This is a genomic window from Stenotrophomonas nitritireducens, assembly GCF_001700965.1.
Lineage (GTDB): Bacteria > Pseudomonadota > Gammaproteobacteria > Xanthomonadales > Xanthomonadaceae > Stenotrophomonas > Stenotrophomonas nitritireducens_A.
In genome coordinates this window covers 906,627-918,441 of record NZ_CP016756.1, presented here as the reverse complement: position 1 = coordinate 918,441, position 11,815 = coordinate 906,627, and the positions used below count along the sequence as shown (strand labels likewise).

Annotated in this window: 9 protein-coding genes and 1 riboswitch; of the genes, 5 read left to right on the top strand and 4 right to left on the bottom strand. The window is 64.2% G+C overall.

Annotated elements, in window-relative coordinates:
• Nucleotides 1-168: 168 nt before the first annotated feature.
• Complete coding sequence (locus BCV67_RS04080; RefSeq protein ID WP_062166591.1) at nt 169-579, bottom strand: hypothetical protein; 411 nt, start codon at nt 577-579, stop codon at nt 169-171.
• 170 nt (nt 580-749) lie between these two features.
• On the opposite strand from BCV67_RS04080, the gene BCV67_RS04075 reads away from it, so the two are divergent.
• Together BCV67_RS04075 and BCV67_RS04070 are read left to right on the top strand one after the other, a co-directional pair.
• Nucleotides 750-1,487, top strand: coding sequence for an AraC family transcriptional regulator (locus BCV67_RS04075; protein WP_062171395.1), 738 nt, complete (start codon nt 750-752; stop codon nt 1,485-1,487).
• Between the two features lie 86 nt (nt 1,488-1,573).
• A complete protein-coding gene (locus tag BCV67_RS04070) occupies nt 1,574-4,237 on the top strand; it encodes a M1 family metallopeptidase (RefSeq protein ID WP_062171393.1) in 2,664 nt (887 codons plus the stop codon).
• 409 nt (nt 4,238-4,646) lie between these two features.
• Here the strand turns inward: BCV67_RS04070 and gcvP are convergent, their stop codons facing one another.
• A complete protein-coding gene (gene gcvP / locus BCV67_RS04060) occupies nt 4,647-7,511 on the bottom strand; it encodes an aminomethyl-transferring glycine dehydrogenase (RefSeq protein WP_062166589.1) in 2,865 nt (954 codons plus the stop codon).
• A gap of 110 nt (nt 7,512-7,621) precedes the next feature.
• A riboswitch (glycine riboswitch) is annotated at nt 7,622-7,730 on the bottom strand.
• A gap of 325 nt (nt 7,731-8,055) precedes the next feature.
• Here gcvP and BCV67_RS04055 point away from each other — a divergent pair.
• Both BCV67_RS04055 and BCV67_RS04050 read left to right on the top strand, forming a co-directional pair.
• Nucleotides 8,056-9,276 carry a multidrug effflux MFS transporter gene (locus BCV67_RS04055; RefSeq protein ID WP_062166588.1) on the top strand — a complete coding sequence of 407 codons (1,221 nt, stop codon included), beginning with the start codon at nt 8,056-8,058 and terminating at the stop codon, nt 9,274-9,276.
• Nucleotides 9,277-9,350: 74 nt separating this feature from the next.
• Entirely contained in the window at nt 9,351-9,767 is a 417-nt protein-coding gene (locus BCV67_RS04050; RefSeq protein ID WP_062166587.1) for a hypothetical protein, read from the top strand.
• A gap of 506 nt (nt 9,768-10,273) precedes the next feature.
• Here BCV67_RS04050 and BCV67_RS04045 read toward each other — a convergent pair.
• Together BCV67_RS04045 and BCV67_RS04040 are read right to left on the bottom strand one after the other, a co-directional pair.
• Entirely contained in the window at nt 10,274-10,462 is a 189-nt protein-coding gene (locus BCV67_RS04045; protein WP_156455753.1) for a hypothetical protein, read from the bottom strand.
• 5 nt (nt 10,463-10,467) lie between these two features.
• Entirely contained in the window at nt 10,468-10,881 is a 414-nt protein-coding gene (locus tag BCV67_RS04040; RefSeq protein WP_062166585.1) for a hypothetical protein, read from the bottom strand.
• A gap of 252 nt (nt 10,882-11,133) precedes the next feature.
• On the opposite strand from BCV67_RS04040, the gene BCV67_RS04035 reads away from it, so the two are divergent.
• Nucleotides 11,134-11,814, top strand: coding sequence for a vWA domain-containing protein (locus BCV67_RS04035; RefSeq protein WP_057630171.1), 681 nt, complete (start codon nt 11,134-11,136; stop codon nt 11,812-11,814).
• Nucleotide 11,815 lies beyond the last annotated feature (1 nt).

Genomic DNA, 11,815 nt, shown 5'->3' with positions numbered 1-11,815 from the left:
CATAGGCAGGGCACGGGATGCGTCCCGTGCCCTGTTTCTTGCTGTGAAAGCCACGTTGGTTGAGGCCTCGTGGCCACCGGCATCTGCTCTGTGACATGGTCAGGACGGGCAGCTGGCCAGTGAAACCCGGTTGCGCGGATGCGCACTGCAGCGTGTGGCCGTTGCCGCTCAGGGCTGATCGAGCGGGGTGCCGTTGAGCCGACGTTCGACGATTTCCAGAATGGTCGGCACGCTGACCCCGAACGAACCGGCATTGCCGGCATCAAATGCCTCGCGCCATTGTCCATAACCCTGCAGGTAGGCCGGGTCAGGTGCCTGCTGGCCCAGCAGACGCAGCTGGCTGCGCTGCAGGGTCTGGTCGGTCACCGGGGCATGGGCAAGCTGGTTCATCACGCCACCGGGCAAACCGGGATGGCGGATCTTCAACGCCCCCAGGGTGACGTGATAGATGTTGCCGCCGCCGAGCGGATGCTGGTCGATACGGTTGATCAACAGCGTGGGCTGCTCGTCGTCATGGCGGCCTTGGCAGGCCCACAGTTGGCCGACAGCGTAGGGAGGGGAGGGGCTGGTGGGGTTCATGGGGCGGGTGTTCGCAGGCAGGTTGGGCCGATCATGCCGCCAATGCCGGCAGCCGACTTGACCGGATCTGGCGGGTGCTTGCCTGGGTAGGTACTTATGGCCAGCGCGGGACCGGCCCGGCGCTGGCTAGAATGGCCGGGCACGTTCCCGCTGCCAGCCTGACCGACCCGATGCGTATTGACCCTGCCGAAATTGAAGCGCTGTTCGACGCCATCCCCAACGTGCTGTTTTTTGCCAAGGACATCGATGGCCGCTACACCCACGTCAACATGACGATGATGCAGCGGCTGGGCATGAAGTCGCGCAATGACGTGATAGGCCGGCGCGCCGACGAGCTCTACCCGGTGGGCATGAGCGAGGCCTACGTGGCGCAGGATGCACGGGTGCTGGGCGGCGAGGTGATCGAGAACGTGATGGAACTGCAGTTGTTCCCCAACCAGCAACCGGGTTGGTGCCTGACCTGCAAGCGGCCCATCGTCGAGAACGGCAAGGTGATCGGCCTGATCGGTATTTCGCGCGATTTGGGCCAGCGCGGTGGGCTGGAATCGCAGTACGAGCCGCTGCGGCTGGCGCTGGATTACCTCAACACGCATTACGCCGAAAACGTGCGCATGCAGACCTTGCTGGACATCACCGGGTTCTCGCTGTCCAAGCTGGAGCGTTCGTTCCGCAAGGTGTTCCAGATGACGCCGCAGCAGGTGCTGACGCGTCTGCGCATCCAGATCGCGCTGCACCTGCTGCATGGCGAGGACAGCGTGGCCAGCATCGGCCAAGCGTGCGGCTTCAGCGACCAGAGCGCATTCACGCGCAAATTCAAGGCAGAAGTGGGCATGGCGCCGCGCCAGTACCGGGCCATGATCGCCGAGCGCGCGCAGCATGACGCCGCCCGCGCAGCTGCGGGGGCGTGACTTCCGGGAGTGTTGGGGCACGGCAGACGGGCAGATGATGCGGGTTTGCCGGGCATCTCGCCCAGGCTGAGCCGCCAGGAGCTTTGATGCGCCCTTCTCTCGTTGTTGCAATCAGTCTTGCCCTTTCCTGTGGTGCCATGCCGGCAATATCCGCGGCGCAAGCGGCTCCCTCCGCGGCTTCCACAGGACAGATCACCACGCAGCTGCCGCGTACTGCGCGGCCCGACCATTACCGCGTACAGATCACCCCGCACGCCGCGCAGATGCGCTTCGATGGCAAGGTCAGCATCGATCTGGAAGTGCTGCAGCCCACCAACAGCATCGTGCTGCAGGCCGCAGGCATGCGCTTCGGCAAGAGCCAGCTGCAGCCCGCCGGTGGCGGCAAGCCGGTGCCGGCCACGGTCAGCGTCGATGAGCCCAACCAGACCGCCAGTTTCACCGTTGCCGCGCCGCTGGTGCCGGGCCGTTACGTGCTGAGCATCGACTACAGCGGCACCATCAACACCCAGGCCAACGGTCTGTTCGCACTGGACTACCCGGTGGCCGATGGCAGCAAGAAGCGCGCGCTGTTCACCCAGTTCGAGAACTCCGACGCGCGCCGCTTCATTCCGTCCTGGGACGAACCCGGCTTCAAGGCAAGCTTCGACCTGGCCGTGACCGTGCCCGAAGCGGAGATGGCGGTGAGCAACATGCCGGTGGCCAGCAGCAAGCCGCTGGGCAAGGGGCTGAAGGAGGTGGTGTTCCAGACCACGCCGAAGATGTCGACCTACCTGCTGTTCTTCTCCAGTGGCGAGTTCGAGCGCGCCACCGTCAACGAAGGGGGCACCGAGATTGGTGTCATCGCCCAGACCGGCAAAGTCGAACAGGCGCGTTTCGCGCTGGAAGGCAGCGCCGAGGTATTGCGCGAATACAACGACTATTTCGGCGTGAAGTATCCGCTGCCCAAGCTCGACAACGTGGCCGCGCCGGGCGGCAGCCAGTTCTTCAGTGCAATGGAGAACTGGGGCGCGATCTTCACCTTCGAATATGCCTTGCTGCTTGATCCGGCGGTTTCCAGCATCTCGGACAAGAAGGGTGTGTTCTCGATTGCCGCGCATGAAATCGCGCACCAGTGGTTCGGCAACCTGGTGACGATGGCCTGGTGGGACGACCTGTGGCTCAACGAAGGCTTCGCTTCATGGATGGAGGCGCGCACCACCCGCAAGCTGCATCCGGAATGGGACATCAACAACGTCGATGCCGCGCAGACCAGCCGCGCCGCGATGGGACGTGATGCCTATGCCACCACCCACCCGATCGTGCAGCACGTGGCAACGGTGGAGCAGGCCAGCCAGGCGTTTGATGGCATCACCTACGGCAAGGGTTCGGCGGTGATCTCGATGTTCGAGGACTATGTGGGTGCCGACGCGTGGCGTGATGGCGTACGCCGCTATGTCGCCGCCCATGCCTATGGCAACGCGGTCACCGATGACCTGTGGGTCGAGATCGACAAGGCGGCACCGGGCAAGCGTTTCATGGAAGTGGCGCATGACTTCACCCTGCAACCGGGCGTGCCGCTGATCCGCGCCAGCAGCAGCTGCGTGGCCGGCAATACCCAGGTGAAGCTGAGCCAGGGCGAGTACACGATTGATCGCAAGGACAAGCAGCCGCTGCACTGGCGCGTACCGGTGAGCCTGCGCGCGGGCACCGGCGAGGTCATGCATACGTTGGTGGATGGCGACACCACCGTGCAGCTGCCCGCCTGTGACGGGCCGTTGCTGGTCAACGCTGGACAGAAGGGCTACTACCGCACCTTGTACGCGCCGGCGCAGTTCACCGCGCTCAGCACGGGCTTCGACAAATTGCCGGTGGTGGACCAGCTTGGCGTGATGATGGATACCAGTGCACTGGCTGCGGCCGGCCTGCAGCCGGATGCGGACCTGCTGGATCTGACGGCCAAGGTCGCTACCGATGCGCCTACGGATCTGTGGGACCTGGTGTCGGGCACCTTGAATGGCATCGACAGCATGTTCGATGGCGATGAAAGCCGGCAGGCGGCGTTCCGCAGCTATGCACGCTCGCGCCTGGTGCCGGTGCTGCAGTCGCTGGGTTGGGATGGGAAGGAAAGTGATTCTGCACAGACCAAGGAGCTGCGCAGCAGTCTGATCAGCACCTTGGCGGCGCTGGACGATGCGCAGGTCATCGCCGAGGCGCAGCGTCGTTTCGATGCCTTCCTGCTCAAGCCGGACTCGCTGTCGGCGGATCTGCGTTCCACCGTGCTGGGTGTGGTTGCACACAATGCTGACGTGGCGACCTGGGACACGCTGCACGCACTGGCAAAGAAGGAAACCTCAGCGATGGTGCGTGATCGCTATTACGGTCTGTTGGCCGCGCCGAAAGACAAGGTGCTGGCCCAGCGTGCGCTGGACATGGCACTGACCGACGAGCCCGGTGCGACCAACAGCGCCAGCATGATTGGCGGTGTAGCGCGTGAGCACGCGGATCTGGCGTTCGACTTCGCCGTCACCCATCGCGAGCAGGTGGACGGGTTGGTCGACAGCACCTCGCGTGCGCGCTATTACCCGGGCCTGGGCCGCAGTGCCGACAATCTGCAGATGGTGGACAAGATCAAGGCCTTCGCCGATGCGCATATCGCGCCCACTTCGCGGCGTGATGCGGAGACGGCGATTGCCGGAATCCAGACCCGACTGCGACTGCGCGCGGAGCGCAAGCCGCAGGTGGATGCGTGGTTGAAGCAGAAGGGGTATTGAGGAGCTGTGGCTGAGGCCATGAATGCAACTGCAGCTGTAAAGCCCCTTTCCCGTTTACGGGAGAGGTGTTGGGGTGAGGGGAAGCTTCTAGCTAAGCAAAGTCAAAATCCCCCTCATCCGCCCTTCGGGCACCTTCTCCCGTAAACGGGAGAAGGGAGAGTAGAAGCCAAAGCCAAAGCCAAAGCCAAAGCCAAAGCAGAGGCCAAAGCAGAAGCCAAAGCAGAGGCCAAAGCAGAAGCCAAAGCCAAAGCCAAAGCAGTAGCAGAAGCAGAAGCAGAAGCTCAAAACCTTGTCATCTGTGGTTTCCACCGCTCCAGAAAGACCCGCGCTCCAGCTCTCCAATCGACATAAAAAACAGCCGGCTTTCGCCGGCTGTTTTCATTCACGCCATCAGGCAATCAAGCCCCGATCACGCCTCGACATCTTCCTTGTACGCATCCACCGGAATACAGGCGCACATGATGTTCTTGTCGCCGTACACGTTGTCCACGCGCGCAACCGGCGGCCAGTACTTCTGCAGCTTCAGCGAGGGCAGCGGGAAGGCGGCCAGTTCACGCGGATAGGCATGCGTCCACTCGCTGGCCGACACCGCACCGGCGGTGTGCGGGGCGTGCTTGAGCGGGTTGTCCTCGCGGTCCAGCTTGCCGTCTTCGATGGCCTGGATTTCCTCGCGGATCTGGATCATCGCGTCGATGAAACGGTCCAGCTCGTGCTGCGATTCGCTCTCGGTCGGCTCCACCATCAGCGTGCCGGCAACCGGGAAGCTCAGGGTCGGGGCGTGGAAGCCGAAGTCGATCAGGCGCTTGGCCACGTCCTCGGCGCCGATGCCGGAGGTTTTCTCCAGCGGACGCACGTCGAGGATGCACTCATGCGCCACCAGACCATTACGGCCGGTGTAAAGGGTGGCGTAATGCGGGGCCAGGCGCTTGGCGATGTAGTTGGCGTTGAGCAGGGCAACCTGGGTCGCCTTGCGCAGGCCGGCCGTGCCCATCATCGCGATGTACATCCAGCTGATCGGCAGAATCGAGGCGCTGCCGAAGCTGGCGGCGCTGACCATGCCGACCGGGCCGTTGTCGCCGAGCTTGCCCGGCAGGAACGGGGCCAGGTGCGACTTGACCGCACACGGGCCAACGCCCGGGCCGCCGCCGCCGTGCGGAATGCAGAAGGTCTTGTGCAGGTTCAGGTGCGACACGTCCGAGCCCCACTTGCCGGGCTTGGCCACGCCGACCAGGGCGTTCATGTTGGCGCCGTCGGTGTACACCTGGCCGCCGTGCTTGTGGATGATCTCGCAGATCTCGACCACTTCTTCCTCGAACACGCCGTGCGTGGACGGGTAGGTCATCATGATCGCGGCCAGGCGGTCGCTGTACTTCTCGGCGTTGCGGCGGATGTCCTCGACATCGACGTTGCCGTTGCCGTCGGTCTTGGTCACGACCACCGTCATGCCGCACATCTGTGCCGAAGCCGGATTGGTGCCATGCGCCGAGTCCGGGATCAAGCAGATGTCGCGATGGCCTTCGTTGCGCGAGCGGTGATAGGCGCGGATCGCCAACAGGCCGGCATATTCACCCTGCGCGCCGGAGTTCGGCTGCAGGCTTACCGCGTCATAGCCGGTGCATTCGACCAGCATCGCTTCCAGGCCGTCGATCAGCTCCTTGTAGCCCTGCGCCTGATCCGCCGGTGCCAGCGGATGGATGTTGGCGAATTCCGGCCAGGTCACCGGGATCATCTCGGCGGTGGCGTTGAGCTTCATGGTGCAGCTGCCCAGCGGGATCATGGTGCGATCCATCGCCAGGTCCTTGTCGGCCAGCGAACGCAGGTAGCGCAGCATCTCGTGCTCGCTGTGGTGCGTGTTGAACACCGGGTGCGACAGGAACTCGCTGGTACGGACCAGACCCTGCGGCAGTGCGTCGGCGGTGCTGGCATCCAGTGCGTCAACATCGACGCTGGCGCCGAACAACTGACCCAGCGCGACCACGTCGGCGCGGGTGGCGGTTTCGTCCAGGCTGATGCCGACCGAGCCAGCGTCGATGATGCGCAGGTTGATGCCGGCGGCTTCCGCCTTGGTCTTCAGTGCGGCCGAATCAACACCGGTGATGTGCAGTGTGTCGAAGAAGTCGTTGCCGACCGCAACGCCCTTGCCACGCAACGCGGCAGCGAGGATGGCGGCCAGGCGGTGGGTGCGGCGGGCGATGCGCTGCAGGCCCTGCGGGCCGTGGTAGACGGCGTACATCGAGGCCATTACCGCCAGCAGCACCTGTGCGGTACAGATGTTGGAGGTGGCCTTCTCGCGGCGGATGTGCTGCTCGCGGGTCTGCAGGGTCAGGCGGTAGGCGGGCTTGCCTTCGGCATCGACGGAGACGCCGATCAGGCGGCCCGGCATCGAGCGCTTGTAGGCGTCACGGCAGGCCATGAAGGCAGCGTGCGGGCCGCCGAAACCGAACGGCACGCCGAAACGCTGGCTGTTGCCGACCACGATGTCCGCGCCCCATTCGCCGGGGGCGGCGATCAGGGTCAGTGCCAGCAGGTCGGTGGCCACAGCTACCAGGCCTTGGCGGGCGTGTACGGCCTCGACCAGCGCCTTGTAGTCGCCAATCTGGCCCAGGCTGTCCGGGTACTGCAGCAGCACGCCGAAGGTGTCGGCGGTCAGTGCCTCGGCCGGCTTGCCGATCTGCAGCTCGATGCCCATCGGCTCGGCGCGGGTGCGCAGCAGTTCCAGCGTCTGCGGGTGCACGCTGTCCTGCACGAAGAACACTTTGGACTTGGACTTGGCCGAACGCTTGGCCAGGGTCATTGCTTCGGCGGCGGCGGTGGCTTCGTCCAGCAGCGAGGCGTTGGCGATTTCCATGCCGGTCAGGTCGGTGACCATGGTCTGGAAGTTGATCAGCGCTTCCATGCGGCCCTGCGAGATTTCCGCCTGGTACGGCGTGTAGGCCGTGTACCAGGCCGGGTTCTCGAGGATGTTGCGCAGGATCACGTTCGGCGTGTGGGTGCCGTAATAGCCCTGGCCGATGAAGCTGCGCAGCACCTTGTTCTTGTTGGCGATGGCGCGGATCTTGGCCAGCGCGTCGACTTCGGTCAGCGACTCGGGCAGCGCCAGCGGTGCCGGCGACTTGATCGAGCCCGGCACGATGGCATCGGTAAGCGCTTCCAGCGAATCATGGCCAACGGTGCGCAGCATCTGCGCGATTTCAGCGTCGTTGGGGCCGATGTGGCGGTCGACAAACGCGGAGTTGTGTTCGAGCTCGCGCAGCGAAGAGGTGTTCTGGGTCATGGCTGACGTCCGGAGAAGGCATGCAGGGCAGGGGCGGTGGGCCAGGTCTGCCGCGCAGCCGCCCGGGTGCCGCACACGCGACACCTCAGCCGGCAAGCTGGTGGCTTACCTCGCGCCCCTCTGTCCTTTTGCCTGAGAGTTTGGAAGCGACGCGACGAGGATCGTGCGCTTCGTGCACCTTCGGCGCCGGATTGAACCGGTCTCTCCAGAGTTTTGATGCGGGTGGTATCGGGCCTGAGCGATTACGGGCGTTTGCGCCTTCGGCAGCGGGGTGAACCGCTTCTCCCACCTTGTTCGTACAGCTGGCCGATTATAGCCCGGGGCAGACCGGCGCAGCGGCTTGGATTACCATCTACGTCCCGGTTTCAAACCCGCGCGTTGCACGCGTACGGCCGGGAGCCCGGAACCGCTACCTGAGGCGGGTGAATGTCCGGACAAATTACCGCATCATGGCTCAGTGGCGCCGCCGGCGTCCGGCCCTGTTCATCTGGTCTCTCACCCCGCACCGGCGCCGCGCTGGTGCCGTTGCTGGTTACTGAACACCATGGAAGCAAGCAAGCAGGTTTCATTGCGCCGTATCGCCCTGTTGGTGGCCGGGTTGTCGATGTTCGGCCCGTTCGCGATCGATGCGGTGTTCCCCGCGTTCCCGCACATGGGCGCCGACCTGGGCGCCGACAAACTGGCCATGCAGCAGGTGATCAGCGTCTACCTGCTGGCCTATGCACTGATGAGCCTGGTGCATGGCGCGCTGTCCGATGCGCTGGGCCGCAAGGTGGTGATCATCGGCGGGCTGGTGGTGTTCATTGCCGCCTCGGTCGGCTGCGCACTTTCCACTGACATGGGCACGCTGCTGCTGTTCCGCTTCCTGCAGGGCCTGTCCGCTGGCGTGGGCTACATCATCGGCCGCGCGGTGATCCGTGACCTGTACGACGGCGACGACGCGCAGCGGCTGATGAGCCAGGTGTCGATGATCTTCTCCATCGCCCCGGCCATCGCCCCGATCATTGGCGGCTGGCTGCTGGGCTGGACGCAGTGGCAGGGCATCTTCTGGTTCCTGGTCGGGTTCTCGGCACTGTTATTGCTGATCACCTGCATCTGGCTGCCGGAAACCCACCCGCCGCACGCACGGCTGAGCCTGCACCCCAAGCGCCTGCTGCAGGACTACGTGAGCATCGGCGTGAATCCGCGCTTCCTGCGGCTGGCCCTGGCCGGCTCGCTGGGCTTCGGCGGGCTGTTCCTGTACATCGCCTCGGCGCCGGCCTTCGTGCTCGATCTTCTGCACATGAACGAACGCCAGTTCGCCTGGTTGTTCATCCCCACCATTGGCGGCATGGCCTTGGGTGCCTACGCCTCCGGCCGTGCGGCTGGGCGGATGGATGGCGCCCGCGCGGTGCGTATCGGCTACGGCTTCATGGCGGTGGCGGCGGTCTACAACATCAGCTACAACGCCTTCGCCACTGAAATGACGGTACCGTGGGCGGTGTTGCCGCTGACCCTGACCTCGTTCGGCGTGGCCTTGATCTTCCCGATCTTGACCCTGGCCATCCTCGATATGTACCCGCGCCAGCGCGGCACGGCCTCGTCGATGCAGGCCTTCAGCACCCTGGTCACCAATGCCATCATCGCCGGCGTGCTTTCGCCGCTGCTCAGCCGCAGTGGCCTGACCCTGGCGATTGGCGCGGCCCTGTTTGCCTTTGGCAGCTGGGCAATGTGGAAGTGGGAGCGCATCAGCCTGCGTGCCCAACGCGTCGAGAACGCGTCCTGACATGAATTTCTCCCCGTATCGGGGACAATAGCCGTGCCGCCATCACCGGCGGCCGTTCAAAGAGTGAACAACTGATGTCGATCCAATCCAAAGGCCGCCGCGAGGCGAAGAAGAAGCTGGCCGAGCGCGAGCGCAACCAGGCCGAAGCCAATCCGCCGGCAAAGGCCAAGGTGGAGCCGCATGCCGAATTGCGCGACCAGCATCGCGCCTTGCTGGCCGGTATCGTCCGCCGTGATGGCGAATGGGTGCTGGGCATGGATGGCAAGATCGCCGGTGAGACCACCAGTGCTGCACGCGTGCTGGCCTTGATCATGCAGGCCGCCGAGTGGCACGAGAACAACGAAACCCCGGTACGCCTGATGTATTCGGACGCGCTCAAGGACGCTGCGCATGCCGAAGCCGCCGAGCAGGGGATCGATTTCGATACCTACCGCCGCAACCTTGCCGGCGAGCTGGGCGCGAAAGGCAAGGCTGCTGCCGGTACGCACTGAGCTTGCGCACAGGTTTGAAACCGACAAGGGCGCCATTGGCGCCCTTGTCGTCTGTAACCGCTGGTGATGGCCCGATGGGCTACGCCGCCTCTTGTAGGAGCGGCGTAAGCCGCGAAGCACGAACACGTTTGGTTGTGCTGCTTCTGGTCTACCGGTGAGGCCTCTGCTGAGCATGGCTCGGCACTACACGTTGGCGTGCGACGGGTGTAGCCCGGGTAAGCGCAGCGCACCCGGGAGCCGGAACTCCCGCTGGATTTCAACGCTTCCCTGATTTGTCGCACCAATGCGAGATGGCGATTTCGTTCTGTCTTTCCCGGGCAAGTGTGGAACTGCATGGCCTGTTGTAGGAGCGGCGTAAGCCGCGAAGCACGTGCACGTTTGGTTGTGCTGCTTCTGGTCTACCGGTGAGGCCTCTGCCGAGCATGGCTCGGCACTACAGGTTGGCGTGCGGCAGGCGTAGCCCGGGTAAGCGACGCGCACCCGGGAGCCGGAGTTCCTGCTGGATTTCAACGCACCGCTGATTTGTCGCACCAATGCGCGATGGCGATTTCGTTTTGTCTTTCCCGGGCAAGCGCGCAGTTTTCCTTAATGGCCGCGTCCTCTGCTTCGGATGGACCCCGGGCAGGCGCGGAGCTGCATGCCACCAGCATCAGCAATATCGACAGCACGACAGACATGCGGGTGAGTAATTTCATCGACATCAATGCGCTTTGTTGATGGGAGGCGTCTGGAAATTCCACAAGGGCCGCAGGCCTGCGCGATACAGCCACACCAGCACGCCCAGGTAGCACAGGTGAAATGTTCCCCACGGCCAATCGTGGTTGAGGAACAGGTGGAAGATGAAGATGCCAACCACCAGCGGTGCGAGCACGACGATGCCCAGCGGCGCGGTGCGACGGAACAGCAACAGCAGGCCGCCGCCAAGGCAGGCCGATGCGATCAGCGGATCAACGATGCCGCTGTCGGTCAGCGCGGTGGTGAGTGCCTTGGCGGCAGGGGTTTCCTTATGGTCCGGCCACGCGGTGCCGAACAATTTGTAGGAGAACCAACTGGCGCCGACATAGATGTAGAAAAGTGCAAACAGCCAACGGGCAACAGCGATGATCCCGGTCATGCCAGATACTCCTGTTGTGCTGCCGGACCAGGCCGGTCGCGGGTGAGGGGGCCATGGTCCGCAGCGCCCCGTTGCGGCGGATGGTAGCGCAGCCATGGCGACCTGACGCAGGGGCGATAGGCCGGTTTCGGCAGTTGCGAGCGGCTGCGTGGACGTGGCGGGTAGGGGCGGGACCTGGGGGCGTCAAAAGCTGCAGACACAGTTATGGCTATAATCCGGCCACGACGTCCCCTGAGCATGGAGGCACACCTGATGTCTGTTGCAGCTATTCCCGATGTATCGCTGGTTGATAACAGCGAGCAGCGCACGCCCTTGATTCTGGTGCTGGATTGTTCCGGCAGCATGAGCGGGGAACCCATTGCGCAACTGAATGCCGGGCTGAAGCTGCTGGAGCAGGAGCTGAAAGGCGACGTGATTGCTGCCAAGCGCGTGCGCGTGCTGCTGATCGAATACGGCGACATGGACAATGCGGCGATCACCGGTGACTGGTGTGACGCGATGGATTTCAGCGCGCCCGAGCTTTCTGCCAACGGCACCACGCCGACCGGCGCGGCGGTGGAGCTGGCCCTGCAGGAAATCGAAGACGAGAAGGCGCGCTTCCGCCAGGCCGGGGTGGCCTATACGCGGCCTTGGCTGTTCCTGATGTCCGATGGCAACCCCACCGATGCCTGGGAGGCCGTGGCCGAGCGCTGCCGCGATGCCGAGCAGCAGAACAAGGTGGCGGTGTTCCCGATTGGTGTGGGCAACGCCGATATGGCTGTGCTTGGCCAGTTCAGCCGCAATGGCGAGCGCGGCGTGAAGCGCCTGCAGGGCTTGCAGTTCAAGGAACTGTTCATGTGGCTCAGTGCCAGCATGCGGGTGGTGTCCAACTCCACGCCCGGTGGCCAGGTACAGCTGCCGTCGACCGATAGCTGGTCGCACGTGACGGTTTGAA